This window comes from Dactylosporangium sp. CA-139066 (assembly GCF_050936175.1).
In the GTDB taxonomy this organism is placed as follows: Bacteria; Actinomycetota; Actinomycetes; order Mycobacteriales; family Micromonosporaceae; genus Dactylosporangium.
This window is the reverse complement of record NZ_JBNJNH010000001.1, coordinates 2,800,968-2,825,125: the sequence shown is the minus strand read 5'-3', so window position 1 is coordinate 2,825,125 and position 24,158 is coordinate 2,800,968. Positions and strand designations below refer to the sequence as shown.

The 24,158-nt window shown below is 74.7% G+C and carries 26 protein-coding genes, 2 pseudogenes and 1 riboswitch; of the genes and pseudogenes, 16 read left to right on the top strand and 12 right to left on the bottom strand.

Annotated features, from left to right (window positions below; genetic code table 11):
- Positions 1–128: 128 nt before the first annotated feature.
- From ACQEVU_RS13020 to ACQEVU_RS12995, 6 genes are all read right to left on the bottom strand, one after another.
- Positions 129–323 carry a hypothetical protein gene (locus ACQEVU_RS13020; RefSeq protein WP_433323029.1) on the bottom strand — a complete coding sequence of 65 codons (195 nt, stop codon included), beginning with the start codon at positions 321–323 and terminating at the stop codon, positions 129–131.
- A 6-nt stretch (positions 324–329) separates the two neighbouring features.
- Positions 330–1,223, bottom strand: a complete 894-nt coding sequence (locus ACQEVU_RS13015; protein ID WP_433323027.1) for an alpha-L-rhamnosidase N-terminal domain-containing protein — start codon at positions 1,221–1,223, stop codon at positions 330–332.
- Complete coding sequence (locus tag ACQEVU_RS13010; protein ID WP_433323025.1) at positions 1,172–1,669, bottom strand: phosphoribosyltransferase; 498 nt, start codon at positions 1,667–1,669, stop codon at positions 1,172–1,174. The genes ACQEVU_RS13015 and ACQEVU_RS13010 overlap by 52 nt, the downstream gene beginning before the upstream one ends.
- Positions 1,670–1,736: 67 nt before the next feature.
- The gene (locus ACQEVU_RS13005) at positions 1,737–2,204 is read right to left on the bottom strand and encodes a hypothetical protein (protein WP_433323023.1); all 468 of its coding nucleotides are present in this window, start codon (positions 2,202–2,204) and stop codon (positions 1,737–1,739) included.
- A gap of 73 nt (positions 2,205–2,277) precedes the next feature.
- Positions 2,278–5,499: a GH92 family glycosyl hydrolase gene (locus ACQEVU_RS13000; RefSeq protein ID WP_433323021.1), complete on the bottom strand. Its 3,222-nt coding sequence runs from the start codon at positions 5,497–5,499 to the stop codon at positions 2,278–2,280.
- An 81-nt stretch (positions 5,500–5,580) separates the two neighbouring features.
- The gene (locus ACQEVU_RS12995; protein ID WP_433323019.1) at positions 5,581–6,039 is read right to left on the bottom strand and encodes a hypothetical protein; all 459 of its coding nucleotides are present in this window, start codon (positions 6,037–6,039) and stop codon (positions 5,581–5,583) included.
- Positions 6,040–6,250: 211 nt separating this feature from the next.
- On the opposite strand from ACQEVU_RS12995, the gene ACQEVU_RS12990 reads away from it, so the two are divergent.
- The 3 genes and pseudogenes from ACQEVU_RS12990 to ACQEVU_RS12980 form a co-directional block, all read left to right on the top strand.
- Positions 6,251–6,913 carry a response regulator gene (locus tag ACQEVU_RS12990; RefSeq protein ID WP_433323017.1) on the top strand — a complete coding sequence of 221 codons (663 nt, stop codon included), beginning with the start codon at positions 6,251–6,253 and terminating at the stop codon, positions 6,911–6,913.
- Positions 6,914–7,365: 452 nt separating this feature from the next.
- Positions 7,366–7,878 (top strand): annotated as a pseudogene (locus ACQEVU_RS12985) (MMPL family transporter); the annotation flags it as partial.
- 52 nt (positions 7,879–7,930) lie between these two features.
- Positions 7,931–8,368: pseudogene (locus tag ACQEVU_RS12980) on the top strand (MMPL family transporter); the annotation flags it as partial.
- Between the two features lie 87 nt (positions 8,369–8,455).
- Here the strand turns inward: ACQEVU_RS12980 and ACQEVU_RS12975 are convergent.
- Positions 8,456–9,334 (bottom strand): LysR family transcriptional regulator, encoded by an 879-nt coding sequence (locus ACQEVU_RS12975; protein WP_433323015.1) that lies wholly within the window; start codon positions 9,332–9,334, stop codon positions 8,456–8,458.
- A gap of 137 nt (positions 9,335–9,471) precedes the next feature.
- Here ACQEVU_RS12975 and ACQEVU_RS12970 point away from each other — a divergent pair, with 137 nt between their 5' ends.
- Complete coding sequence (locus ACQEVU_RS12970) at positions 9,472–10,020, top strand: AAA family ATPase (RefSeq protein ID WP_433323013.1); 549 nt, start codon at positions 9,472–9,474, stop codon at positions 10,018–10,020.
- Here the strand turns inward: ACQEVU_RS12970 and ACQEVU_RS12965 are convergent.
- Together ACQEVU_RS12965 and ACQEVU_RS12960 are read right to left on the bottom strand one after the other, a co-directional pair.
- A complete protein-coding gene (locus ACQEVU_RS12965; RefSeq protein WP_433323011.1) occupies positions 9,971–10,345 on the bottom strand; it encodes a hypothetical protein in 375 nt (124 codons plus the stop codon). The two genes, ACQEVU_RS12970 and ACQEVU_RS12965, sit on opposite strands and share 50 nt — an antisense overlap.
- A gap of 13 nt (positions 10,346–10,358) precedes the next feature.
- Positions 10,359–11,300: a LysR family transcriptional regulator gene (locus ACQEVU_RS12960; protein ID WP_433323009.1), complete on the bottom strand. Its 942-nt coding sequence runs from the start codon at positions 11,298–11,300 to the stop codon at positions 10,359–10,361.
- Between the two features lie 90 nt (positions 11,301–11,390).
- Here ACQEVU_RS12960 and ACQEVU_RS12955 point away from each other — a divergent pair, with 90 nt between their 5' ends.
- The 10 genes from ACQEVU_RS12955 (at position 11,391) to ACQEVU_RS12910 (ending at position 18,310) form a co-directional block, all read left to right on the top strand.
- Entirely contained in the window at positions 11,391–11,534 is a 144-nt protein-coding gene (locus tag ACQEVU_RS12955) for a hypothetical protein (protein WP_433323007.1), read from the top strand.
- Positions 11,531–12,643, top strand: coding sequence for a M20 aminoacylase family protein (locus ACQEVU_RS12950; protein WP_433323005.1), 1,113 nt, complete (start codon positions 11,531–11,533; stop codon positions 12,641–12,643). Before ACQEVU_RS12955 ends, ACQEVU_RS12950 begins: the two co-directional genes overlap by 4 nt.
- On the top strand, positions 12,640–13,596 hold the full coding sequence (locus ACQEVU_RS12945; protein ID WP_433323003.1) for a pyridoxal-phosphate dependent enzyme: 957 nt from the start codon (positions 12,640–12,642) through the stop codon (positions 13,594–13,596). The genes ACQEVU_RS12950 and ACQEVU_RS12945 overlap by 4 nt, the downstream gene beginning before the upstream one ends.
- A 143-nt stretch (positions 13,597–13,739) precedes the next feature.
- Entirely contained in the window at positions 13,740–14,552 is an 813-nt protein-coding gene (locus ACQEVU_RS12940) for a lysostaphin resistance A-like protein (RefSeq protein WP_433323001.1), read from the top strand.
- A gap of 32 nt (positions 14,553–14,584) precedes the next feature.
- Positions 14,585–15,730, top strand: a complete 1,146-nt coding sequence (locus tag ACQEVU_RS12935) for a sensor histidine kinase (RefSeq protein WP_433322999.1) — start codon at positions 14,585–14,587, stop codon at positions 15,728–15,730.
- Positions 15,727–16,383 (top strand): response regulator, encoded by a 657-nt coding sequence (locus ACQEVU_RS12930; RefSeq protein ID WP_433322997.1) that lies wholly within the window; start codon positions 15,727–15,729, stop codon positions 16,381–16,383. Before ACQEVU_RS12935 ends, ACQEVU_RS12930 begins: the two co-directional genes overlap by 4 nt.
- Before the next feature lie 18 nt (positions 16,384–16,401).
- Positions 16,402–16,471: riboswitch (guanidine-III (ykkC-III) riboswitch) on the top strand.
- A 19-nt stretch (positions 16,472–16,490) separates the two neighbouring features.
- The gene (locus ACQEVU_RS12925) at positions 16,491–16,805 is read left to right on the top strand and encodes a DMT family transporter (RefSeq protein WP_433322995.1); all 315 of its coding nucleotides are present in this window, start codon (positions 16,491–16,493) and stop codon (positions 16,803–16,805) included.
- Positions 16,806–16,850: 45 nt separating this feature from the next.
- Positions 16,851–17,192: an ArsR/SmtB family transcription factor gene (locus tag ACQEVU_RS12920; RefSeq protein ID WP_433322993.1), complete on the top strand. Its 342-nt coding sequence runs from the start codon at positions 16,851–16,853 to the stop codon at positions 17,190–17,192.
- A 3-nt stretch (positions 17,193–17,195) separates the two neighbouring features.
- The gene (locus ACQEVU_RS12915; protein WP_433322991.1) at positions 17,196–17,690 is read left to right on the top strand and encodes an SRPBCC family protein; all 495 of its coding nucleotides are present in this window, start codon (positions 17,196–17,198) and stop codon (positions 17,688–17,690) included.
- Positions 17,690–18,310: a dihydrofolate reductase family protein gene (locus tag ACQEVU_RS12910; protein ID WP_433322989.1), complete on the top strand. Its 621-nt coding sequence runs from the start codon at positions 17,690–17,692 to the stop codon at positions 18,308–18,310. The genes ACQEVU_RS12915 and ACQEVU_RS12910 overlap by 1 nt, the downstream gene beginning before the upstream one ends.
- A gap of 20 nt (positions 18,311–18,330) precedes the next feature.
- Here the strand turns inward: ACQEVU_RS12910 and ACQEVU_RS12905 are convergent, their stop codons facing one another.
- The 3 genes from ACQEVU_RS12905 to ACQEVU_RS12895 are packed head-to-tail and all read right to left on the bottom strand — an operon-like array spanning position 18,331 to position 21,649.
- Positions 18,331–18,966: a response regulator gene (locus ACQEVU_RS12905; protein ID WP_433322987.1), complete on the bottom strand. Its 636-nt coding sequence runs from the start codon at positions 18,964–18,966 to the stop codon at positions 18,331–18,333.
- Entirely contained in the window at positions 18,963–20,924 is a 1,962-nt protein-coding gene (locus ACQEVU_RS12900) for a sensor histidine kinase (RefSeq protein ID WP_433322985.1), read from the bottom strand. The genes ACQEVU_RS12905 and ACQEVU_RS12900 overlap by 4 nt, the downstream gene beginning before the upstream one ends.
- 35 nt (positions 20,925–20,959) lie before the next feature.
- The gene (locus tag ACQEVU_RS12895; RefSeq protein ID WP_433322983.1) at positions 20,960–21,649 is read right to left on the bottom strand and encodes a hypothetical protein; all 690 of its coding nucleotides are present in this window, start codon (positions 21,647–21,649) and stop codon (positions 20,960–20,962) included.
- 335 nt (positions 21,650–21,984) lie between these two features.
- Here ACQEVU_RS12895 and ACQEVU_RS12890 point away from each other — a divergent pair, with 335 nt between their 5' ends.
- Together ACQEVU_RS12890 and ACQEVU_RS12885 are read left to right on the top strand one after the other, a co-directional pair.
- Positions 21,985–23,007 (top strand): LacI family DNA-binding transcriptional regulator, encoded by a 1,023-nt coding sequence (locus ACQEVU_RS12890; protein ID WP_433322981.1) that lies wholly within the window; start codon positions 21,985–21,987, stop codon positions 23,005–23,007.
- A 117-nt stretch (positions 23,008–23,124) separates the two neighbouring features.
- Positions 23,125–24,150 carry a lysylphosphatidylglycerol synthase transmembrane domain-containing protein gene (locus ACQEVU_RS12885; RefSeq protein ID WP_433322979.1) on the top strand — a complete coding sequence of 342 codons (1,026 nt, stop codon included), beginning with the start codon at positions 23,125–23,127 and terminating at the stop codon, positions 24,148–24,150.
- Positions 24,151–24,158 lie beyond the last annotated feature (8 nt).

The window sequence follows — 24,158 nt, the reverse complement described above, 5'->3', positions numbered from 1 at the left end:
GGGCCAGGGCCGACACGTCGACCGTCAGCGGGTGCTCGCCCGGCAGGTCGTGCGGCCGGCCGGACAGCACCGCCGCGACCGCCGCCCGGTTGGCGATGTCGGCCTCGCCCGAGCCGGGGCCAAGCGGCTCAGGGGCACGGGGGCCGCCATGGCGTCACCTCACTCTCCGCGCCGTTGAAGACCGCCACCGACTGCACCACCACCGTCGTGATCGCGACCGGGCGCAGCTGAAGTAGAACGACGCGAACGTGGGGGACGAGGAACAGCGTGCCGTACACCAGCGCGGCCGGCAGGTAGAACCAAGAGGAGTACGCGCGTCGCATGCCGGGTTACCAGCCCGGCAGGCCGAGCTGCTGGGCCTGCTTCTTGACGTCCTGGTCGTAGAGCGCGGCGCCGTCGGCGGCCTTGCGGATGCCGGAGCCGACCTCGACGGTGATCTGCTCCAGCGACGGGCCCTTCACCGGCGAGAGGAACTCCAGCGCCGGGCTGTTGGCGCCGCTGTCGAAGTACGGCTGCATGTCCTTGATCGGCGCGGCCACGTCGGCCGGCAGCGTGCAGCCCTTGACGAGGAACGGCCCGAACGGGGTGGTCGCCCTGGCCATCGCGTCGCAGCCGTCCTTGCTCGCCACGAAAGCGAGGAACCTGCGGGCGGCGTCGAGCTTCGCGCCGGTCGTGGTCTTCGGGATGTACACCCCGGCGGGCTCCCACACCGTGAGGCCGTTCTTGGCCGCGTCGTCGCCGGGCAGGGCGAAGAAGCCGAGGTCGCTCACCTTGTCCGGGACTGCGAGACGAGGGGTGCCGACGGCGGAGGTCAGCATCGGGTAGTGCGCGCCGGTGCCGTCGGCGAGGTGCCTGATGCCGGCCTCGAGCTTGCTGGAGGCGAAGTCGGTCGTGAGGTACCCCGCGTCGAGCCACGCGCCGAGCGCGTTGCCGCCCGCCTTGAGGTGCCCGGTGACGTCGAAGGTCTGGTACCGCAGCCGGTGGTGGTAGCTGGTCCACCCGGGCGCGAGGACGTGGTCGCCGACGCGCTCGCCGTTCAGCTCCATCTCGTACACGCCGTGAGCGCTCACGTAGAGCCGCGCCCGGACCGGTGCGGCCGGCAGCACGAACTCCCGCCGCAGCAGCATCGCCGGCCCGTCCCGGTCGCCCCGTTCCGCGGCGGCGGCGCCGATCAGCCCGTGACGGCGGCCCGGGGATCCGTCACCGGCGGCAGGCTCGACCACGGGAACGTGATCCAGCGGTCCGTGCGTCGCCACACGTACTGGCACGACACCGTCGAGTGCGGCTTCTCGTACAGCACCGCGCAGCGCACCTCGGCGACCCGCCCGGCGCAGAAGTCGCGCACCACCTCGAGGGTGCCGCCGGTGTCGGCGACGTCGTCGGCGATGAGCACCCGGGCGCCGCGCAGCTCGCTCAGGTCGGGCGCCGGCGGCAGGATGACGGGGGCGTCCAGGCGCTGGTCGACGCCGGTGTAGTACAGGACGTTCATCATGTGGATGCTCTTGACGTCCAGCGCGTAGCTCAGCGCGCCGGCCACCAGCAGCCCGCCCCGCGCGACGCTGAGGACCAGATCGGGCCGGAAGCCGTCGTCGGCGACGGCCTGCGCCAGCTCGCGGGCGGCCGTGCCGAACGTCTGCCAGTCGAGCACTTCGCGCTCTGGTTGCTGCATCGGACCGCCTCATCAGGGGCTGTCCGGCCCGGGGCGGCCGGTCCGCGAAGCATACCGGCCGAAGCTGTCAGGGCTGGTGCTGGCGGGACGGCCCGTCCGGGTGGGACCTCGCGAGCCGGGCCGAGGCCGGCACGACGACCGCCATCTGCAGCCGGCCCTCGCCGGCGGCGGGCTGCTGGCGCGACTCGGCCGCGGGCACCTGGCCGACGCCCTGCTGCTCCGCGCCCGCCCGCAGCGCCAGGCCGCCGCTGGTGGCCAGCGCGACCAGCAGCGCGCCCCACGCGAGGGCGGGGGTCCGGCGGCGACCCCGGGTGGGTCGCCGCCGGCTCGGCGGGGTCTTCGACTGAGGCTGGATCTTCGGCTGGGTCTTCCGCTGGGGCTTGGACTCCGCCATCACCTCGGCGGGTGCGAGGTGACGCGGGCGGTACTCGGACGGCACGGGCCGCGGCGCGATGGGTGACCGCCGGGGATAGGCGGGCGCGACATGGGTGATCGGGATGACCCGCACGTAGGGGCGGACGAGGACCGGAGGCATGCTCTGACGGTAAGCCGCATCAGTGCCCGCCGATCCCCTCCCGACCGGGTGAGCAGACGAATCACCCGCCGTCTCACCCGAATACGCGAAGCTCGTAGATCCGGGCCGCCGCGTCCGTGGTCTGCGTGGGGGTGACGATGTTCAGCCGGACGTACCGGCCGGACACGCCGCTGACGGGGTGGGTGGTGTTCGCCGCCGTGTTGCCGCTGACGTCGACGACCCGGGTCCAGGTCGTGCCGTCGTTGGACACCTCGATGGTGAACGCCTTGGTGTTGTACGTCGCGGGCTCCCCGCCGGCCTCGGCGTGCGCCACCTCGAAGCGGCTGATCGCCCGGCTCGCGCCGAGTTCGACCCGCAGCCAGGCGCCGGCGACCGCCGAGCAGAACTTGTCGGCGTTGCCCCCGCTGACGCTGCCGTTGACCGCCTTCTCCGGGCCCTCGCTCGCCGCGCACGCCGTGGTGCCGGTGGCCGGCTTGTTCAGCGCGAGGTTGGCCGGTGCGGTGCCGCCGCCGTACGCCTCCAGCTCGTAGATGCGGGTCGCGGTGTCGCTGTTCTGCGTCGGCGTGGTGACGTTGAGCCGCACGTAGCGGGCGCTCGTCGCCGCGATCTGGTGCGTGGTCACCGGATCGGCGTTGTTCGTGACGGTGACCGGGGTCTGCCACGTGCTGCCGTCGGTGGACAGCTGGATGGTGAACGCCTTGGTGTTGAACGCGGCCTGCTCGCCGCCGGCCCCGGCGTGCTTGACGACGAGACGGGTGAGCGTCTGCGCCGAGCCGAGGTCGACCTGCAGCCAGGACGGGCCCGCCGCCGAGCAGAACTTGTCGGTGTTGCCGCCGGTGACGCTGCCGTTGACGGCCTTGTCCGGGCCCTCGCCGGTGGCGCAGGCGGCCGAGCCGGTCGCCGCGCGCCCCTGCGCCAGGTTGGTCTGCGCGGCCGGCGGCGTGGTGTGGTTCGCCGACGGCGGGGTGTCGCCCGCGCCGGTCCCCCACGCGCCCGGCGTGCCCGTCACCGTGTAGCTGAGGGTGGCGCCGCGGGCCAGGTCGGCCTGGGAGAGCCAGGTGCGGGTGAAGGCGGTGCCGCCGAGGGTGGCCGTGCCGATGTACCGGTTCGCGTCGCTCACCCCGGGCGCCGAGATGGTGACGGTACCTCCCTGCTGCGACCCGTACGATCCCACGGTCACCTTCGCCGACGGGAACTGCGGCGTGCTCACCCCGTAGAAGTTCGCGCCGTTCATCAGCGGGTACAGGCCCAGCGAGCTGAAGACGTACCACGCCGACATCGTGCCGAGGTCGTCGTTGCCGGTGACGCCGTTGGGGCCGTTGGCGAACAGCGTGTACGCGGCCCGCAGTACCGTCGCCGTCTTGTAGGGCTGGCCCGTCCACAGGTAGGTGTAGGGCGCCAGCAGGTCCGGCTCGTTGTTCGGGTTGTACGTCGTGAAGCTGTAGTAGTCGTAGGCGCCGTTCACCCACTTGTTGTGCGCGGTGCCGGACGGGTCGGTGAGCAGGTCGCTGTAGGCGAAGAACTGGTCGAGCCGGGTGTTGGCCGCGCTCTTGCCGCCCAGCAGCGTCACCAGGCCGTCGGGGTCCTGCGGGACGAGCCACTGGTACTGGTACGCGCCGGCCTCGTGGAAGGTGTGCGCGCCGTCGGTCGGCGAGTACGGCGAGGCGAACCCTCCGTTGGCGTTGCGCGGCCGGAAGAACCCGATCGACGGGTCGAACAGGTTGCGGTAGTTCTGCCCGCGGGCCTGCAGCGCGTCGGCGTCGGCGGTGTGCCCGAGCGAGCGCGCCATGATGGCCAGCGCCGAGTCGGCCGCCGCGTACTCCAGGGTCGCCGAGCTCGGGTACTGGCAGTCGTGGTCGAACTGGTTGGTGGGGCTGCACACCACGCCGGTCGGCACGTACCCGAGCGCGGTGTAGTACGGGTTGCCGTTGCGCCCGTTGAGCCCGGTGCTCGCCGGCGGGGTGCCGAACGCGTTCTTGCGCAGCGCGGTGTAGAACTGCTCCTCGTAGCCGTTGAGCAGCCCGCGGGCCCACAGGTCCACGAGGAACGGCGTGACCGGGTCGCCGGTCATGGTGTTGGTCTCGGTGTTGTCCAGCGCCCAGCGGGGCAGCCAGCCCAGCTCCCGGTCCACGGCCAGCAGCGACAGCGCGGAGTCGCGCGCCACCTGCGGCTCGAGCAGGGCGACGAGCTGGTTCTGGGCCCGGTAGGTGTCCCACAGCGAGAACGTCTGGTACGGCGTGTAGCCCGACGCGGTGTGCACGGCGTTGTCGAAGCCGCGGTAGCTGCCGTCGACGTCGCCGGCCAGGTTGGGGTGCAGCAGGGCGTGGTACAGCGACGTGTAGAAGGCGACCTGCCGGTCGGTGGTGCCGCCGTCGACCTCGGCCTTGTGCAGCTTGGTGTTCCAGGTGTCGTGGGCGGCCTGGCGTACCGTGTCGAAGTTGAAGGCGGCGGCGGACGTCTCGGCGCTCAGGTTGGCCCGCGCGCCCGCGAGGCCGGTGTAGGACAGCCCGACCTTGACCGTCACCGCGTTGTTCGACGTGGTGTCGAAGCGGACCCAGCCGCCCTTCGCGCCGCTGCCGCTGGAGGAGCGCGAGCCGGACGTGAACGTCGAGCCCGACCACGTGCCGAACGAGGCGAACGGCCGGCTGAACTGCGCGGTGAAGTACACCGTGTGCGCCGGCGACGGCCCGCAGAACCCGGACGCGGTCACGGATCCCTCGACCGTGTCACTGTTCACAATGGACACCGACGAGGTGCTCGCCCCGGTCGTCTGGCCCCGCGTCTGCGCCGTGTTGAACAGGACGTTGGACTGGGTGCCGGCCGGGAAGGTGTACCGCTGCCAGCCCGTGCGCAGCGTCGCGGTCAGCTCCGTCGTCACGCCGTTGGGCAGCCCGACCCGGTAGTAGCCCGGCGACGCCTGCTCCTGGCCGTGGTTGAGCGCCTGCCCATAGGTGTTCGGGTCGCTGCTGCTGACCGCCCCGACGGTCGGCATGAGCGGCACCTCGCCGGCGACGGGGCAGCCCACGCCGGACAGGTGCGTCTGGGAGAAGCCCCAGACCTTGGTCTGGTCGTAGTTGTACCCGGTCCCCCACCCGGTGTCCGGGCTGACCTGCACCATCCCGAAGGGCAGGGCCGCACCCGGGAAGGTGTTGCCCTCCTTCTGGGTGCCGATCATCGGGTTGACCAGGGTGGTCAGGTCCGCCGGCACGGCGGCTCCGGCGGGTGTGTCGAATCCGGCAATGGCCGCGGCGGCGGCACAGGCCGCGCCGAGGACAGCGCGCAGCAGCCTTCTCACGTCGCTCCGATCGTCAACGGTGCATGGCCGCCGACCGCCGAAATCGACGTGCGTGAAGGTTCCCGCGAATGTGGAGATATGTCAATGCTTGACAGTTCCGCCCGGCCCCTGAGGCGGCGCGTACGTTCCCCGGCGTACGCCCTCCGCCCCCGGCGGAGGCCGCGCACGCCGCGACCTCGGTACCGTCGGGTGGTGTTCCGCATCGGAGTCGGGCTGTTCCTGGTGCTGGCGGTCGCCGGCGGGTTCGCCGCCCAGCGCCGCCTCGCCCCGCCCATGCGCCCCCTCGACGCCGCCGGCCTGGCGCTGATCGCGGCGATCCGCGACACCAGTGGCGAGGCCCTCGCCGAGCTGCGCGGCGCGCTGGACGGGGTCCGCGACGGCGCGGGGCTCGCGGGGCTGCGGGCGCTCGTCGAGCGGCTCGGCCGCGGCGGGCTGGCTGTGCGGATACACACGTCGGGCGCCGCGCCGCCGCTGCGCCGGGAGGTCGACCACGCCGCGTACCGCATCGTGCAGGAGTCGCTGACCAACGTCGCCCGGCACGCCGCGACCGGGTCGGCGACGGTGACGCTGGCCTACGGCGCCGACGGCGTGGCCGTCACCGTCGCCGACGACGGCACCACGGCACCACGGCGCCGCGGGCCGCCGGCCTCGGCCTCACCGGCATGCACGAGCGGGCCGAGGCCGTCGGCGGCCGGCTCGAGGCCGGGCCCGGCGACGGCGGCGGCTTCCGGGTCCGCGCGTGGCTGCCGCGATGATCACCGTCGTCGTCGCCGACGACCAGGCCCTGCTGCGCGGCGGGGTCCGGATCGTGCTGGAGTCCGAGCCGGGCATCGCCGTCGTGGGCGAGGCGGCCGACGGGCGGCGGGCCCTGGACCTGGTCCGCGCGCTGCGGCCCGCGGTGCTGCTGCTTGACGTGCGGATGCCCGTCCTCGACGGTCTCGGCGTGCTCGCCGCGCTCGCCGGGGAGCCGGGCACCCGGGTCGTCGTGCTCACGACGTTCGACCTCGACGAGTACGTGTACGCCGCCCTGCGCGCCGGCGCCGCCGGGTTCCTGCTCAAGGACGCCGAGCCGGCCGAGCTGCTGCAGGCCGTCCGGGTCGCGGCCCGCGGCGACGCGCTGCTCGCCCCCGCCGTCACCCGCCGGCTGATCGCCACCTTCGCCGGGGCGGCCGCGCCCAGCCTCGCCCGGATCGCCGACGGGCGGGCCCTCGGCGTGCTCACCGAGCGGGAGCGGGAGGTGGTCGCCCTCGCCGCGCACGGCCTGTCCAACGACGAGATCGCCGAGCGGCTCCACGTCAGCCCGGCGACCGCCCGCACCCACATCAGCCGGGCGATGGTGAAGCTCGACGCCCGCGACCGCGCGCAGCTCGTCGTCTTCGCCTACCGTTCCGGGCTCGTACGCCCGGACGCGTAGGCGCCCGAAGCCGCCGCCCGCACGACGACGCGACGGGCCCGCCCGAGCGAGGGTGGCGGCCATGTCGAGATGCATACCCTGGCTGGTCCTCCTGGCGTGGTTCGGCGCCCTGGCGGCGCTCGGTCCGCTCGCCGGGCAGCTCTCCGCCGAGCAGCGCAACGACGCCGCCGCCTACGCGCCCCGCGACGCCGAGTCGACGCGGGTCCGCGCCGTGGTGGCCCGCGGCGGCGACACGCTGCCGACCGCGATCGTGTACTACCGCGCGTCCGGGATCACCGCCGCGGACCGGTCCGCCGTGGACGGCCGGTTCGGTCCGTCCACAGTGGAGGACTCCGCCGACGGCCGGGCGCTGCTGCAGACGGTACCGCCGGACGCGCGACCTGGACGCCCTCTACGACCGCACGGTCCGACTGCGCGCGGACGCCCGCGCCGGGCTCCCGCCCGGCCTGACCGTGCACGTCACGGGGCCGGCCGGGGCGCTGGTCGACGGCGCCGACGCCTTCCTCGACGTCGACGTCACCGTCCTGCTCGTCACCGTCGCCGTCGTCGCGGTGCTGCTGCTGGTCATCTACCGCAGCCCGGTGCTGTGGCTGGCGCCGCTGCTGTCGGTGCTGGCCGCGGCCGGCGCGGCGCAGGGCGCGGTGACCCTCGTCGTGCGGGCCTTCGACCTGACCGTGAACGGCCTGAGCCAGGGCATCCTCACCGTGCTCGTGTTCGGGGTCGGCACCGACTACGCGCTGCTGCTCACCGCCCGCTACCGGGAGGAGTTGCACCGCCACGCCGGGCGGCGCGCCGCGATGGGCACCGCCCTGTGCCGGGCCGCGCCCGCGATCGCCGCGTCGGCCGCGACCGTGATCGGCGGGCTGCTGTGCCTGCTGCCCGCGTCCGTCGCCACCACGCGGAGCCTGGGCGCGATCGGGGCCGTGGGCGTGGCGGTGGTGCTGGCGGCGATGCTGAGCCTGTACCCGGCGCTGCTCGTCCTGCTCGGGCGGTGGGTGTTCTGGCCCCGCGTACCACGTCATTCCGGCCGTCCTGGCGGTCCTGCTCGTCGTGCTGGTCGTGCTGCTGCGCGCGCTGCTCGCGCCGGCGCTGCTGGTCACGATCGCCCTGGCGTCGTTCGCGGCGGCGCTGGGCGGCGGCTGGCTGCTGTTCGGGCCGGTGCTCGGCTACGCCGGCCTGGACGACCAGGCGATCCTCATCGGCTTCGTGGTGCTCACGGCGCTCGGGATCGACTACAACATCTTCCTGCTGTCCCGGGCGCGCGAGGACGGCGTGCTGCCCGCGCTGGTCGCCACCGGCGGCGTCATCACCAGCGCGGGCGTCGTGCTGGCCGCGACGTTCGCCGCCCTGGCCGTGGTCCCGGTGGTGTTCGTGGTCGAGCTCGGCGTCGTCGTGGCCGGCGGGGTGCTGCTGGACACGCTGCTGGTCCGCTCGGTCCTGGTGCCGGCGCTGCTGCTGGACCTGCGGGGCGCTGCGCGCGAACCGCACGGCGGGCGGGCCGTGCTCGCCGGCCCGCGAACGGGTCCCTGACGAGCGGCCCCGCTACGGCGCCGCGGCGATCGTGTCGGCGAACTCGCGGGTGAGCGGGGACAGCGCCGACCAGCGGCGGGCCGCCCAGCCGACGGTGAGCCGGGGCAGCGCCGGGATCGGGATCAGCCGCAGCGACGCGTGCGCGGCGTAGGCGCCGGGCGTGGCCGGCACGACGGCGGCGCCGACGCCGAGCTCGGCCAGCAGGACCGCGGTGTCCCAGTCGGCGACGCTCGCCGGGCCGGCCGCGTCGACGCCGGCGGCGGCCAGCCACGCCTCGAGCACCGCGCCGGACGTGGACTGCGCGGGGAGCCGGATGAGCCGCAGCCCGGCGAGGTCGCCCGGCTCGATCGCGGCGCGCCCGGCCAGGGGATGGTCGCGGGCGACCGCCAGCCGCCAGGGCAGCCGCGCGACGGGCCGCTGCTCGACGCCGCCCCGCTCGCCCTGGATGGTGATCCAGGCCAGGTCCGCCTCGCCGGCGAGGACGGCGCGCACGCAGTTGCGGCTGGAGTTCTCGGTGCGGAACTCGAGGCTGACGTCCGGCCGGGCCGCCCGGAACGCCTGCACGCCCGCCGCCATGAAATGCCGCACCGTCGTGGCCCCGGTGACGACCCGCACGGTGCCGGCCTCGCCGCGGGCCAGCTCCCCCAGCCGGCGCCGCGCCTGGTCGAGGTGGCCCAGCCCGTGCTCGACGGCCTCGAGCAGCACCCGGCCGGCCTCGGTCGGCGCGACACCGCGCGGCCGGCGCTCCAGCAGGGCCACACCCAGCTCCCGCTCGAGGCGCCGCACGTGCTGGCTGACGGCGGACTGCGTGCACGACAGCTCCCGCGCGACGGCGCTGAGGTTCCCGGTCCGGCAACAGGCGACGAACACCCGCAGGTCCTCCAGCGTCACGACATCCAAGCTATCGCTCAGGCTGATCCTAGTAAACCCAAGGATTGACTTCGATGCTGAGGCTCGCGACGCTGCATTGCGGGGCGGCAACCCGCACGGGTGTCGACCCCACCCGACGTTGCGACACGGGAATGGCGATGGCGGACATCGATGACCTGGTGGTGCTGACCGGCGGCCCGGGCTCGGGCAAGACGACGCTGCTGCGGCACCTGGCGGCGGCCGGCTTCCCGGTCGCGGACGAGGGCGGGCGCGCGATCATCCGCGCCGGCGTCCGGGAGCCCGCGCTGCTCGGCGAGCTGTGGCTGCGGTGGGGCCTGCGCTCGTACCGCTGGGCGCGCGCCCTGCCCGCACCGGGCCCGGTCTTCTTCGACCACGCGATCCCGTGCCTGCCCGGCTACTGGCTGCGGCTGGGCCGCCCGGTCCCCGCGCACGTGCTGCGGGCGGCGGCGACGCGGCCGTACCGCCGCGTGGTCTTCGTGGCCCCGCCGTGGCGGGCGATCTACCGCACCGACGCCGAGCGGCGCAACGGCTTCGAGGAGGCGGCCCGCACCCACGCGGCGATCGTCGAGGGCTACCACGGGCTGCCGTACGAGCTGGTCGAGCTCCCCCGGGCCCCGGTCGCCGAGCGGGCCCGGTTCATCCTGTCCCGGCTGCGTTCATCTCGCGGCAGCGGCGCGTTCGGGTAGCGGTACGCTCGTCGCCGCCGGTGAACCCGGGCGGGTTGTCCTTCCCGGACACGCCGACCTGGATCATCCTGCCCTGCTGGGCCAGATAGGTCGCGTAGTCCCTGTGCCCCTGGTTGACCCAGGTGCCCGACTTCACTTCGTAGTGGACGGACCCGCCGCTGGGTGGCGCGGCAAACGATGTGTAGTCGTCCCATGCGGTTTTCGTGGACTGCCCCACGAACAGCAAACGGCCACTGCCCGGCACGAACGTCGAGGCGGTGGCGGCCGCCGGCGCCGCTGCGAACAGCGACGCACACATGAGCACGACGACGAGGAGACGTCGCATCGTGCGGCGTACGCTACGAATCCTTTCGATGCTCCTGAAGCGTTTTCGAAAGGGACGTGTACGTTTCGCGGGCCAGCGCCAGGGCCCGGCGCACGGCGAGCACCGACGGGTGCTCGGCGTGCCCGCGGCGCACCGCGGTCAGGACGCGCCGGTGCGCTTGCGGCTTCGGCAGCGGCCGGGTCGCGACCGTCGGGCGGCGGCCGTTCCAGGCCAGGTCGGGCACGAACGCGGCGGCGTGCCCGGCCTCGACGAGGCGGATCTGCAGCAGCAGGTCGCTGGTCTCGTACCGCACGTCGGGCTCGAACCCGGCCTTGCGGCACACGGCGACGGCCCAGGCGCGGGCGGCGGTGCCGGCCGGCTCCATCGCCCACGGGTGCCCGGCAAGCTGCGCGAGGGCCGCCTGGCTGCGCGGGGTGCGCCGGCCGGGCGGGTGGGCCAGCCGGATCGGGTCGGCGAGCAGGTCCTCGACGTCGACCTCGGCCGGGCGGGGCTGCGGGCTGTCCGGGTACTCCTCGGCGACCACGACGTCGAAGTCCCGCGCCAGCAGGGCGGGCAGGGCCTGCTCGGGCTCGGCCTCGGTGAGGTGCACGCGCAGCCGCGGGTGGTCGCGGGCCAGGACGGTGAGCGCCGCCGGCAGCAGGGCCAGGACGGCGGTCTGGAAGGCGGCGACGCGGATCTCGCCGCCGACGAGCGCGGTGGAGGCGGCCACGTCGGCCTGGGCCCGCTCCAGCTGCTCGAGGATCCGCTCGGTGTGCGCGACGAGGATCTCGGCCTGCGGGGTGAGCCGCACCCGCCGGCCGGCCGGCTCCAGCAGCGCGACGCCGGCCTCGGCCTCGAGCTGGGACAGCTGCTGGGAGACGGTCGACGGGCTGTAGGACAGCGCCTCGGCCACCGCGGCGAGGGTGCCGCGGTGGGCGAGCTCGCGCAGCAGCCGCAGGCGGCGCAGGTCCAGCACGCCGGGCCTCCATTCTTCGGTACACCCGAACGGTACCCCTCGAAAACATTCGCTGGACGCAACGGTCGCCGCCCGCCGAGGCTGGTCGGCATGCCAGAACTGCGCGTCAACCGGGAACGCCTGCGGGGCGACCTCATGCGGCTCAGCCACACCCCGCGGGAGTACTCGCGGCCGGAGGCGTGCGGCAACGGCGTCGACGTGCTCGCCAACGCGGTCCTGGCGCTCGCGTCATGAGCGCGCCCCTGCGCCGCTGGCGCCACGACCTGCACCGCATCCCCGAGCTCGGCCTGCGCGAGCACAGGACCGGCGACTACCTGGCCGCCGAGCTCGCCGCCCTGGGCCTCGACGTCGTGCGCGGCGTCGGCGGCACCGGCCTCGTCGCGACGCTGCGCGGCCGCGGCCCGGGCCGGGCGATCGGCCTGCGCGCCGACATGGACGGGCTGCCGCTGCACGAGCGCGGCGACCGGCCGTACCGCTCCGAGCACGACGGCGTCATGCACGCCTGCGGCCACGACGGGCACATGGCGATGCTCCTCGGCGCCGCGCACGTCCTCGCGACCGAGGGCGGCTTCGACGGTACCGTGCACCTGATCTTCCAGCCGGCCGAGGAGCACGGCCTGGGCGCGCGGGCGATGATCGCCGACGGCCTGTTCGAGCGCTTCCCCGTCGAGGCGATCTACGGTGTGCACAACATGCCCGGACAGCCCGCGGGCTCCTTCGGCACGCGCCCCGGCCCCCTCATGGCCGGCGAGGACAACTTCGAGATCCGCATCGCCGGGCGCGGCGGCCACGCGGCCCGCCCGCAGATGGTGGTCGACCCGATCGTCATCGCGGCCGAGCTCGTGCTGGCGCTGCAGACGATCGTGGCCCGCAGCATCGACCCGGCCTCCCCCGCGGTCGTCTCCTGCACCGAGATCACCACCGACGGCGCCCGCAACGCGATCCCCGGCGAGGCCGTCATCCGCGGCGACACGCGCAGCTTCGATGTTCAGGTGAGCGCCCTCATCGAGCGCCGCATGCGCGAGCTGGCGGCCGGCATCAGCGCGGCCCACGGGGCGTCGGCGTCGGTGTCGTACACGCGCTCGTTCGAGCCCACCGTCAACACCGCCCGGGAGGCCGCCGCCGCGCTGTGCGCCGCCCGTGCCGTCACCGACCAGGTCGACGGTGAGGTCGCCCCGTGGACGGCCAGCGAGGACTTCGGCGTCTTCCTGCGCGCGGTGCCCGGCTGCTTCGCCCTCCTCGGCACCGGCGACGGCCCGTCGCTGCACAGCCCGGAGTACGACTTCAACGACGACGTCCTCGACCTCGGCGTCCGCTACTACGTCAACCTGGTCCGCGCATGAACCCGGTCCTCGCCTTTCACCGCTCCCTGCCCGGGTACGCCCCGACGCCCGTCGTCGCCCTCCCCGGCCTGGCCCGGTCGCTGGGCATCGCGCACCTGTACGCCAAGGACGAGTCCAACCGCCTGGGCCTGCCGGCGTTCAAGGCCCTCGGCGCCTCGTGGGCCGTCCACCGCGCGCTCGCCGGCCGCCCGCCGAGCACGGTCGTCACCGCGACCGACGGCAACCACGGCCGCGCGGTCGCCCGTTTCGCCCGCCTGTCCGGCCACCGCGCCGCGATCTACGTCCCGCCGGGCGTACCGGCGGCGGCGATCCGCGCGATCGAGGACGAGGGCGCCGCCGTCACCCGTGTGCCGGGCGACTACGACGCGGCGGTGCGCGCCGCCGCCCACGCCGCCGCCGCGCCGGACGCGGTGCTGGTCCAGGACACCGCGTGGCCCGGCTACGAGGAGGTGCCCGGCTGGATCGTCGACGGCTACGGCACCCTGTTCGCCGAGCTCGACGAGCAGCTGCCGTCGCCCCCGGACCTGGTGATCGTCCCCGCGGGCGTCGGCTCCCTGCTGCAGGCCGCCCTGACCCACTACCGCGGCCGCCCGGCCCCGGCCCGCACCGCGGTCGTCAGCGTCGAGCCGCGCGCCGCCGCCTGCGTCCTGGCCAGCGTCGCCGCCGGCCACCCGGTCACGGTCGCGACCGGCGAGACCGCGCTGGCCGGCCTGAACTGCGGCACCGTGTCGTCCCTCGCCTGGCCGCACATCGCCGCGGGACTGTCCGCCGGCACGGCGGTCGACGACCCGGAGGCCTTCGCGGCGGCTCGCCTGCTGCGCGCCAACGGCGTCGACGCCGGCCCGTGCGGTGCCGCGCCGCTGGCCGCCCTGCTCCGCCCGGATTTCCCGCTGCCGCTCTCCCCCGCGACGAGCGCGCTGCTGCTGGTCACCGAGGGCGCCGCCGCGGTGTGATGACGGCCGCCCCGCGCCTCGTCAGCGCGGCCGGCGGGCGCCGGCCCGGCACGCCGCCATGAGCTGTCCCCCGTGCGAGCTACACGCGAATGTCCACCGCGCGGGGACGTTTGCCGGCCGGGGGCAGACATAGCTTCACATGCATGACAACTGTGGAACCGGCGCGGCGGATCGGGCTGCGCATGCTCGTCATGATTCCGGTGTTCTTCGTCTTCCTGCTGGCCGAGGCGGGGCTGAGCTCCGTGGCCGCGGGCAACGCGATCGCCGCCCTCGTCGTCGGAGGGGCCACGGCGGTGGGCGGGCTCATGCTGTACCGCTTCATGGTCCGGCGGCTCGAACGGCGCAGCGCCGACGAGGCCGGTCTGCGCGACCTCGGGCCCGGAGTGCTGCGCGGGGCGGGGCTCGGGGTCGCGCTGTTCGCGGTGACCATCGCGATCATCGCCGTGCTCGGGGGCTACCGGATCGCCGGGTGGGGATCGCTGCCGGGGACGATCGCCACGTTCGGCACCATGGTCGGCGCCGCCGTCGCCGAGGAGCTGCTGTTCCGTGGCGTGCTGTTCCGGCTGCTGCAGGAGTGGGCCGGCACCGCGGTCGCGCTGGTCGCCTCCGGGGCGCTGTTCGGCGGGCTGCACCTGCTCAACCCCGGCGCCACGCTGTGGGGGGCGATCGCCATCGCGTGCGAGGCCGGTGTGCTGCTCGGGGCGGCGTACGCGGCGACCCGCAGCCTCTGGGTGCCGATCGGGCTGCACCTCGGGTGGAACTTCGCGGAGTCGGGCCTGTTCGGTACGGCGGTGTCGGGCGCCGGCGGCGAACCGCACGGGCTGCTGCGCGGCGTCACCGAGGGGCCGGCCGCGATCAGCGGCGGGTCGTTCGGACCCGAGGGGAGCGTCGTGGCGATCCTCGTCGGCGGCGTGGCGGCGGCGCTCTTCCTGCGCGCCGCCCGGCGACGGGCGTGAACCGGGCGGGCGCGGGCCGTTACGCTGCTGGCGTGGTCCGGCTGCCGAGCTTTGCCCCGCGCGGCGCCCTGCTGCGCGACGGCCTGCTCGGCGCCGCGCTCGCCCTGCTCGCGTTCGTGCCGCCGCTGGCGGGCGCCGGCACCCGCCTCGGCGAGCTGCCGCACCGGCCCCTCGACGCGCTCGCCGTCGCCGCCGTGCTCGCCCAGACGTTGTCGCTCACCGTCCGGCGGCGCCGGCCGGCCGCGTGCCTGGCCCTCGTCGCGGGCGGGTTCGCGGTGCAGGAGCTGCGCGGGTACGCCACGTTCGCCGGCGCCGGGCTGCTCGTCGCGCTGTACAGCGCGGCCGCGCACCAGCCGGGGCACCGGCGGGCCCTCGCCGCCGCGGCCACCGCCGGCTACGCGGGCCTGGCCGCCGGGCTGCACGCCGAGGGCTCGAGCACCCGGCTCCAGGACTTCGTCATCTTCTTCCTGTTCCTGGCCGGGTGCTGGTTCGCGGGCGCGTGGATGCGCGGTGCCCGGGCCGCCGAGGCCGAGCGGCGGCGGGCCCTCGACGCCGCGGCCCGCGTCCAGGAGCGCGCCCGGATCGCGCGGGAGCTGCACGACGTCATCACCCACCACGTGACGGCGATGGTCGTGCAGGCCGACGCCGCGCAGTACCTCGCCGCCGCCCCGGACCGCCTCGCCGGAAGCCTCACCGCGATCAGCGGCACCGGCCGGCGGGCCCTGGGTGAGCTGCGCGACCTGCTCGGCGTGCTCGACCCCGACCGCCTCGCGCCGGACGGCGACCGGCCGGCGCTGGGCTCGGTCGGTGACCTCGTCGCGCAGACCCGGGCCGCCGGCCAGCCGGTCGACCTCGTCGAGGAGGGGCACCCGCGCGACCTCGGCTCCGGCCGCGAGCTCGCCGCCTACCGCGTCGTCCAGGAGGCTCTCACGAACGCGATGAAGTACGCCGCCGGCCGCCCCACCGTCGTCCGCGTCGTGCACCGCCCCGACGGCGTACACATCGATGTCACCACCGCCGCCGGCATCGGCTCGACCCGCGGCGCCGGCGGCGCCGGGCGCGGGCTGGCCGGCCTGCGCGACCGGGTCGAGGTCTTCGGCGGCGAGCTGACCGCCGGGCCGGCGGCGGACGGCGGGTTCACCGTCGCCGCCCGCATCCCCGCCGGGGAGCCGGCGTGATCCGCGTCCTCGTCTGCGACGACCAGGCCCTCGTGCGCACCGGCTTCGTCACCATCCTCGACGCCCAGCCCGACCTCGAGGTCGTCGGCGAGGCCGGCGACGGGCGGGCCGCCGTGGACCTGGGCCGCCGCCTGCGCCCCGACGTCGTCGTCATGGACATCCGCATGCCCGTGCTCGACGGCATCGAGGCCACCCGGCAGCTGTCGGGCCCGGGCGTGGCCGATCCGGTCAGGACGCTCGTGGTCACGACGTTCAACCTGGACGAGTACGTGTTCCGGGCGTTGCGGGCCGGGGCCAGCGGCTTCCTGCTCAAGGACGCCACGCCGCCGCAGCTCATCGCCGCGGTCCGCACCGTGGCCGCCGGCGACGCCCTGCTGGCCCCCGAGGTGACTCGCAAGCTCATCGGACGGTACGCCGAACGCGTGCTCCCCGCCGCCCCGCCCGCCTCGGTCACCTCGCTCGCGCCGCGTGAGCTCGAGGTCCTGCGGCTGATCGCCACCGGGCAGTCCAACGCGGAGATCGCCGCCACCCTCGTCATCAGTGCCGAGACCGTCAAGACGTACGTCTCGCGGATCCTGACCAAGCTGGACCTGCGCGACCGGGTGCAGGCTGTGGTGTACGCCTACCGCCACGGCCTGGCCGACCCGGGCTGAGCTGGCTACTCTGGGGTCGACGGCGGCGATTCGGCGCGCCGTCCCGGACGAGGGTGTGTCGTACCCGGCCTGCCAAGACGACCGCACGGAAGTGGGTTGTCGTCGTCATGCCTTGGCTCGTCCTCGTCATCTCCGGCCTGCTCGAGTCGGTCTGGGCCGTCGCCCTGAGCCGCACCGCCGGCTTCACCCGCGCGGCGCCCACCGCCGTCTTCGCCGCCGCGCTGCTGCTGAGCATGGCCGGTCTCGGCTACGCGCTCCGCTCGATCCCGGTCGGCACCGGTTACGCGGTCTGGGTGGGCATCGGCGCCACCGGCACGGCGGCCGCCGGCATGCTCCTGCTGCACGAGCCCGCCACCCTGCTGCGCCTGCTCTCCCTCCTGCTCGTGATCGCGGGCGTCATCGGCCTCAAGGTCTTCCATTAACACCCGGCTTGACGTTTTCCCATATGGGAAAATATGGTGGCGGACGTGGCACGAGCAGCGACGACGTCGGACACGTTCAACGCGATCGCCGAGCCGCAGCGCCGGGACATCCTGACGCTGCTGCGGGCGGGTGAGCGGCCGGTGACCGACCTGGCCCACGAGCTGGGGATGAGCCTGCCGGGGGCGTCCAAGCACCTGCGGGTGCTCCGGGAGGTGGGGCTGGTGCGGGTCCGCGGGGCGGGCAAGCAGCGCCTCTACGGCCTGGACGCCCGCGGGCTGCGGCCGGTCCACGAGTGGCTCGGCGGATTCGAGCGGTTCTGGAACGAGAGCTTCGACCGGCTGGACACGTACGTGCAGGACCTCAAGCAGACACGTCAGGGGGAATGACCGATGGCAGGGGCAGGTCAGGAGACGGCGGCGGCCGACCGGGAGATCGTGATCTCACGGGTCATCGACGCCCCGCCGGAGCTGGTGTTCGAGGCGTTCACCGAGGTGCGGCACCTGTCACGCTGGTGGGGTCCGGAGGGGTTCACCACCACCACGCGGTCCTTCGAGTTCCGCGAGGGCGGAGTCTGGGACTTCATGATGCACGGGCCGGACGGGACCGACTACCCCGAGTGGATCACCTGGACCGAGATCGTCCCGCCGGAGCGGATCGCGCTGCTGCACGGTGAGTACCGCGCCGACCCGAACGCCTTCGAGTCGACCCTGGCCTTCGCGCCGCACGGCACCGCGACCCGGATCGTGATGCGCACGGTCTTCCCCACCAGGCAACTGCGCGACCAGGCCGTGGAGAAGTACCACGCGATCGAGGGCGGCGAGCAGACGCTGAGCAACCTGGCGGCCTACGTCGCCGAGACCGTCCGGAAGGGAGCGGAGGGCTGATGGCCGGGAAGGTGTTCTTCAGCGTGTCGATGTCGCTGGACGGGTTCGTCGCGCCCGAGTCCCCCGAGGACCTGATGGGGCAGCAGTGGATGGAGCTGCACGCGTGGGCCTTCCCGCTGCGGTTCTTCCGGGAGAACCTGAAGCTGGGCGCGGGCGGCGAGGAGGGCCTCGACAACGACGTCGCGCGGGAGACGTTCGCGCGCACCGGCGCGAGCGTCATGGGCAAGCGCATGTTCGACGTCGGCGAGCACGCGTGGCCGGAGGAGGCGCCCTTCCACACGCCGGTCTTCGTCGTGACGCACGAGCAGCGCGACCCCTGGCAACGGCCGGGCGGGACCACCTTCCACTTCGTCAACGACGGCATCGAGCCCGCGCTCGAGCAGGCCCGCGCGGCCGCCAGCGAGCGCGACGTGCGCATCGCGGGCGGCGGCGCGACGATCCTGCAGTACGTGAACGCCGGCCTGGTCGACGAGTTCTCGATCGCGCTGTCGCCCGTGCTGTTCGGCTCCGGCATCCGCCTGTTCGACGGCGTGGACGCGTCCAGGGTCGCGCTGGAGCCGGTCCGTTCCGAGTCGTCGTCGCGGGTGACGCACCTGACCTACGCCGTGCACCCGCGGTAGCCGCGCACCGCTGCAGCCCGTCACAGGCCGGCGTCGCGGGCGCGGGCGACCGCCGCCGCGCGGTCGGCGACCCGGAGCTTGGCGAAGACGTTGGAGACGTTGTTGCGGACCGTCTTCTCCGTGAGGCCGAGGCGGGCGGCGATGGTCGCGTTGTTCGCGCCCGACGCCATCAGGGTCAGGACCTCCCGCTCGCGGGTGGTCAGCTCCGGGAACGGCGCGGCCGCCGCGGACGGGCCGGCGGCGAAGAACTGCGTCAGGCGGGCCGCCACCGCCGAGCCGAAGATGGCCTCGCCCGCGGCGACGACGAGGATCGAGCGCAGGATCGTCTCCGGGCCGGCGCCCTTGAGCACGTACCCGCGGGCGCCGGCCCGCATCGCGGCGAAGATGGACGCGTCCTCCTCGACCATCGTGAGGACCAGGACCGCCACGTCCGGCAGCGCGGCGACGATGCGGCGGGTCGCCTCCACGCCGTCGAGGCCGGGCATCCGCAGGTCCATGACGATCACGTCGGGGCGCTCGGCCAGGGCGAGGGCGACCGCCTCGGCGCCGTCGGCGGCCACGCCGGCGAGGTCGGTCTCCGGCGAGTCCGCGATGAGCGAGCGCAGGCCCTGGCGGAACAGGGGGTGGTCGTCGGCGACAAGGACGCGCACGGTCACGGGACGGCCTCCGGGACGGGGATGTGGGCGGTCACCAGGGTTCCGGACGGCTCGCGCCGGACGACGTCGCAGCGGCCGCCGAGCTCGGCGGCGCGCTCGCGCATGGAGTTGAGGCCGACGCCGGCGCGGTAGCCGTCGGGCAGGCCGGTGCCGGCGTCGGCGACGGACAGCTCGAGGCGGCCGTCGACGCGCAGGCGGACCGAGACCGCGCTGCCCGGTGCGTGGCGGGCGGCGTTGGTGAGGGCTTCGACGGCGATGCGGTACGCCGCCACCTCCACCGCCGCCGGCAGCGCGGGCAGGGCGTCCGGCACGTCGATGTACGCGGCGCCGAGCCGGATCGCCTGCTCGCGCACGGCGCCGGCCAGGCCGAGCTCGTCGAGGATGGGCGGGCGCAGGTCGTACACGATGCGGCGCACGTCGTCGACCGCCTCCTCGGTGGCGGTGCGCAGGGTGGCGAGCAGGTCGGCGGACGGGCCCTCGGCGGCGGCCCGGCGCACGGTGTCGATGCCGAGCGCAATACCGGCCAGGGTCGGGCCGAGGCCGTCGTGCAGGTCGCGGCGCAGCCGGCGGCGCTCCTCCTCGCGGGCGGCGACGAGGCGCTGCCGGGAGACCCGCAGCGCCTGGGTGAGGGCGACCGCGCGGGCGGCGACCGCCACCTGCCGGGTCAGGCCGGACAGCAGCGCCCGCTCGTCTTGGGTGAGGCCCGCGTCGTCGCGGGTCTGCAGCACGAGGTGGCCGACGGTCTCGCCGGCGAACGGCAGCGGGATCCGCTCGGCGGCGCCGGGCAGGAGGCGCCCGTGCCGGCAGAGCACCTCGCCGCCGGCCTCGATCGCGACGTACCGCAGCCGCAGCGCCTCGGCGACCGTGCGCGCGGCGGCCGGCAGGATGTCCTCGGGCGCGCCGACGGCGTCGAGGCGCTCGCCGAGGCGGGCGAACGCGGCGGCCGGGTCGTCGCGCAGCCCGTACACGAGCTGGTTGATCCGGCGCTGGGCCAGATCGCGCAGCGGCAGGACGGCCAGGGCGGCCGCGACGGCCGCGGCGAGCTGCGGCACGAGGCCGTCGAAGGCCAGGCCGAGGCCGACGACCACGAGCAGGTACACGGCGGCGAGGGCGACGGTGAGCGCGCCGTAGACGAGGGCCCGGCTGAGCACGGCCCGGGTGTCGAACAGCCCGTACCGCGCGATCCCGGCCCAGGCGGCGATGCCGAGGGCGACGGCGGCGCAGTTCTCGAGGATCGCGACGGGCGCGGTCGCGCCGGTCGTCAGGCCCGCGACGACGCAGGCGATGTAGCTCGCCGGGACGACGAAGGCGACCGCGGCGGCGGTGCGCAGCGCGGGGGCGTGCGGGCCGGTGTCGCTCCTGGCGTACCGCCAGAGGGAAATGCAGGCGAGCAGGCTCAGCGGGCCGAGGACCAGGATGCTCACCACGAGGACGTTCGCGGCCGGCACGCCGATCGGGTTGCCCACCCCGGGCACGTCGGCCGAGTCGGTGGCCAGCAGCGCCCACACGGCCAGCACCGCGAGCTCGGCAACGTACACCCGGGCGAGGATGCGCCGGCGGCGGGTCTCGAGGCCGCGGCCGGGGAAGAGCAGGATGCCGTACGTCGCGACGAGCGGCACGGCCACGAGGGCGAACGGCGTCGTCGCGGCGTACACCCACCCGGCCAGCGCGGCGTGCCCGCGGTGCACGGCGACGTCGGCGGCCGCCTGCAGGGCGCCGGCGACCGGCGCGCCCACCCCGGAGGCGAGGAAGACCAGCCCGGTGCGGTGGCCCGGCCGGGCGCGCAGGACGGCGGCGCCGACGAAGGCGACGGCGAGGTACACGACGCCGGTCAGCGCCAGCATCACCGACAGCCAGCCGACGTCGCCGGTGCCGATGAGCGCGACGCCCACGACGGCGGCGGCCACGGCCAGCCCGACCGCGGCCCGGATGGCGGGGCGCACCGTCGGACGCATCATGCCCGATTGTGCGCCACCGCCGGCCCCGAGCGGCATCACACCGGGAGCGTCGCGCGGGCGGCCGTTCGGCCGGGCTCGGCCGCGATGTCCCACTCCGCGTCGGGGGTGCGGGCGACCCGGACCGCGAGGGCGAGCAGCGCGACGGCGAGCACGAAGCCCGAGGCGATGTCCACGGCGGCGAACAGCGCGTGCCCGACCGTGTGCAGCAGGACGTACAGGATGAACAGCGCCCCGACCCACCAGCCGGCGTTGCCGGAGCGCCACAGGCCGATGCCGAGCACGACCATCCCGGCCACGTGGCCGAGCACGAAGATCAGGATCAGGGTGTTGTACACCGGGTTCGCGGCCATGGCGTCCAGCAGCGCCGCGGCGCCGGCCCGGTCGGGCAGGCGGGCGCCCTCGTAGAGCCCGATGCCCTGCGCCCCGATGCTCATGAGCCCCGCCAGCCATGCGAGGGCGCTCAGCGCGCCGCCGATGTAGCCGAGCCGGGGCGCGCCGCGGCGGGCGACCCGGCCGGCGAAGACCATCGCGGGCACGAGCGCGATGAGCGCGATGAGCATGGCGTTGGAGGCGGCGGCGACGCCGGGGTGCGCGGCGTACGCGTCGAACTGCTCGGCGGCGGGGGCCTCGTCGTCCTCGGTGACGATGAGCGGGATCGCGGCGGCGACGCCGGCGACGGCGAGCGTCGCCACGGCGCCGTAGCGCGAGACGGTGCGGATGTCCATGACGGTCCTTCCCCGGTCGGGTGGCTGTTGCCGACCAGGTTCGCCGCCGCGCCGTCCCGGGCGGCAGAGCCGCCGGTCCCGCCGGCCCGGGATTGGCAGGGCCCCGCCGCGCACCCCTACGCGGCGGGCCCTGCGTCCGGTGAGGCCTCGGGGCTGGGGTTTGTACGTCACCGCCGAGAAGTCGGCCGGCAGGGCGCCGCCGGCCGCGGTAATTCCGAAAGTCGTCCCAACGATTTCGGGAAACATTTCGGAAGTCGGGGGGCGGGGTGTACGGTGCCGATCACAAGGCAGCCCTGGCGGACGGGTAACCGTTTTCGAAACACGAAGGTGACGCGATGACCGTGAACGGCAAACCGACGATGGCCGAGATCGCGCGCGAGGCGCGCGTCGCGGTCTCCACGGTTTCGAAGGTCCTCAACGGCCACACGGACGTTTCGGCGAAGACGCGCCAGACCGTCGAGCGGCTGCTCGCCGAGCGCGGCTACCAGCGGCCCCGCGCGGCCAAGAACGGCCGGCGGCGGCGCACCGACCTCATCGACCTCGTCATCAACGATCTCGACAGCGTCTGGGGCCTGTCGATCCTCACCGGGGTCGAGGAGGTCGTCGAGGAGGCCGGGCTGGGGCTCGTCGTCTCCGCCGTCCACAATCGCCAGTCGCTGACCCGCCGCTGGGTGGAGTCGCTGCTCGCGCGCGGCTCGGAGGGGGCCATCCTGGTGCTGTCGGAGCTGGCCGAGCGCCAGCACGAGGATCTGCGCCGGCGCAACCTGCCGTTCGTCATCGTGGACGCGGTCAACCAGCCGCCGCCGGGCACGCCGTCGATCGGGGCGACGAACTTCGCCGGCGGGTACGCCGCGGCCGAGCACCTGGCCGGGCTCGGGCACCGGCGCATCGCCGCGATCGGCGGGCACGAGCAGTTCCAGTGCACCCGGGCGCGCGTCGCCGGCTACCGGGCGGCCCTGGAGTCGGCCGGTCTCCCGGTCGACCGGCAGCTCATCCGGTACGGCAACTTCCACCACGACGGCGGCCTGCGCGCGGCCGAGGCGCTGCTGGACCTGCCCGACGCCCCGACCGCGATCTTCGCCGGCAGCGACCAGCAGGCGACCGGCGTCTACGAGGCGGTCCGCCGGGCGGGGCGCACCATCCCCGGCGACATCAGCGTCGTGGGCTTCGACGACCTCAACTTCGCCGAGTGGACCGCGCCGCCGCTGACCACGATTCGCCAGCCGCTGCACGAGATGGGCGTGGCCGCGGCCCGGACGCTGCTGCGTATCGTCAATGGCGAGCGAATCGAGTCCCCACGGATAGAGTTGGCGACCGAGCTCGTCGTCAGGGAGAGCACGGCACCACCTCGACGCTGACCGATTCCGGCCTCCACCAGGCCCGGATCTGCGCACAATCGGGTCGGGGGCGTCTTCAGCGTCCCTTCAGGTTCCGTTTGCGACCTTGGTCGACTCGAAGGCCGCACGGGAGGACGGATGGACGGGACGGGGAGCGCGCGGGGACGCCGCGCTGCGCTGCTGCTGGCTGCGGTGGCGCTCGTGGTGTGGTCGGCGATGCACCTGTCAGCGCTCGGCGCATCCTGGTCGCAGGCCTGGCAGCTGATCGCCCACCTGGGCTGGCGCTGGCCGCTGTTCCTGGGCGTGGTCTGGCTGCTCGGGCTGGTGGTGCACACGTCGGTGCTGACCGCCTCGCTGCCGGGCCTGAGCCACCGCCGCGCGCTGACGCTCAACCTGTCCGGCAGCGCCGTGTCCAACGTGCTGCCCCTCGGCGGGGTCGCCGGCACCGTGCTCAACCTCGGCATGGTCCGCGGCTGGGGCCACACCGGGCTGGAGTTCGCCCGGTTCGTGGTCGTTTCGAAGGCCTGGGACCTCGTCGCAAAGCTCGTCATGCCGCTGGTGGCCGTTTCGGTACTCCTCCTCGCCAACGCCGGCCCCGTCGGCCACGGACTACTCTGGATGGTGTGCGCGGCCGCCAGCGCCGCGGCCGGCGCCCTGGTTGTGGCCGCCCTGCTCGGCCGGGCAGCGCCGCTGCTGCGCTTGGTCGGGCTGGCCGAGCGTGTGTGGACCCGCGTCCGCCGACGTGGCAAAGAGGACCAGGCGCCCGGCTGGACGGCGGCGACGGCCGCGCTGCTGGAGGGCACCGACCGGCTCGTGCGGCGCCGCTGGGCCGAGCTGAGCTGGGGCATGGCCGGATACTGGCTGCTGCAGGGCGCCCTGCTGTGGTTCTGCCTGCGGGCGATCCACGTGGAGCTGCCGCTGCCCGTGGTGCTCGCCGGCCTGGTCGCCGAGCGGCTGCTGACCCTCGCCGCCATCACGCCCGGCGGCGCCGGCCTGGTGGAGGCGGGCACGATCGCCGTCTTCATCGCGCTGGGCACCGACCCGACCGCCGCGCTGGCCGGGGTGCTGCTGTACCGCGCGTTCGTCTTCGTCGCCGAAATCCCCGTCGGCGGCCTCGCCACCGCGCTGTGGCTGCTGGGCCGGCGCTTCGCCTCCGTGAGCTAGGAGTTCCC